Source organism: Oleiphilus sp. HI0125 (assembly GCF_001635355.1).
The window spans coordinates 1-1,542 of sequence record NZ_LWGF01000992.1; the positions used below are offsets into that span (position 1 = coordinate 1).

At 44.1% G+C, this 1,542-nt stretch carries 3 protein-coding genes; 1 reads left to right on the forward strand and 2 read right to left on the reverse strand.

The window, feature by feature from the left end:
* Positions 1–100: 100 nt before the first annotated feature.
* Together rpmF and A3762_RS17090 are read right to left on the reverse strand one after the other, a co-directional pair.
* On the reverse strand, positions 101–280 hold the full coding sequence (rpmF, locus tag A3762_RS17085) for a 50S ribosomal protein L32 (protein WP_068476088.1): 180 nt from the start codon (positions 278–280) through the stop codon (positions 101–103).
* 63 nt (positions 281–343) lie between these two features.
* Positions 344–856: a YceD family protein gene (locus A3762_RS17090; RefSeq protein ID WP_068754024.1), complete on the reverse strand. Its 513-nt coding sequence runs from the start codon at positions 854–856 to the stop codon at positions 344–346.
* A 150-nt stretch (positions 857–1,006) separates the two neighbouring features.
* Between A3762_RS17090 and A3762_RS17095 the strand changes: the two genes are divergently transcribed.
* Positions 1,007–1,542, forward strand: a 536-nt coding sequence (locus A3762_RS17095; protein WP_068756777.1) for a nucleoside triphosphate pyrophosphatase, incomplete at its 3' end; no start/stop codon positions are given.

Here is a 1,542-nt window from a genome sequence, read left to right on the forward strand (position 1 = left end):
ACGAAAGTGACGCATTAACCGCCACTTGTGCGCCATGATCACAACTCATCGCATCAACAGCGATGCGCAGGTTTCCTGTCATAGCGTGCGAATAATTCGCTTAGTCGTCTGCTTTCTCGATAACTTGCTTACCACGGTAAAAACCGTCTGCAGTTACGTGGTGACGACGGTGCGTTTCACCAGTAGTTGAGTCAACTGAAAGAGTTGCACCAGTTAGCGCGTCGTGTGAACGGCGCATGCCACGCTTAGAGCGAGTTTTGCGATTTTGTTGAACAGCCATACGTTTCTCCCGAAAGGTGTCTTTCTCATGTGGCGCAATCTATAAGTGCGCGCAAATCATAAACTATTTTTTGAGCTTCAATTCAGATAACACGGCAAAAGGATTTTCTTTTTCCGGTGCTTCTTCGATTTCTCGCTCTTCCCCAAACTGCTCTGCTTTACAATCATCATGATAGGAAAACATCGGCAAACTGAGGATCAATTCCTCTTCGACCACATCATAAACCGGCATAACTTCCGGCTCGACCAAAAGCGGCTCATAGTATCCAGGCAGGTTCTTAGCTTGCTCATCTGATAAGACAATACCAAGCTGAAAGTCTGACTCTACTACCTTGTTAACCGCTTCTAAGCAACGCTCGCAGGTCAAAGCTAATTCCGCTTTTAGATGCCCTTTGAGAACTCTAAGATGTTGCTCATCGCGATCGAACTCAAGCGTTACTTCTACATCCCCTTCAGTACTTAGAACAATATCTGCCAAGCGAGGCATAGATTGCACTGCAATTTTCCCCTGCAAAACCTTGTTTTGGTCAGCATATTTAAGGGGATCGACAGTCTTTGGGAGTGAGTGATCCGACATAAGCGCGCAATTCTATTGGCGAGATCCGTACTTGTCAAAAGAAAACAACATTTTTTTAACAATCGTTCAAAGCAGTCCACAACTGAGGCTTCAGCATCAGTTTGGAATATGAAACACTAGCGCCAATTCGAACTATTTCAAGAAAACTAAATGACTACTCATCACATTATTCTTGGCTCATCTAGCAAATACCGCAAAACTCTACTAGAAAAGCTGTTTTCTCACGTTGAATGCATTGCTCCTAAGATCGATGAAAGATCTATTTCGGCCAACTCTCCAAAAGACTTAGCTCTAAAGCTCGCATCACTAAAAGCGCATAATGTGGTGGCCTCACTCTCATCACCAAGCAAAAGCATTGTTATCGGTAGCGATCAGGTAGCTTATTGCGACGGAGTATATCTTCATAAACCAGGTTCTTTCGAAAAGAACTGCGAGCAACTCGCCTTCTGCTCAGGCAAAGAAGTTTCGTTTTTTACTGCTCTTTCGGTCGTTAACACCGAAACAATGAAGGAAGAAACCACTTGCGATCTAACGCGCGTGAAATTTAAACCTTTAACATCCGCCCAAATTGAAAGCTATGTGCAAAAAGAGCCATCTTATGATTGCGCTGGCGGATTCAAGGTCGAAGGTTTAGGCGTTACGTTGTTTGAGGCAATTGAGACAAAAGATCCAAATGCTCTGATCGG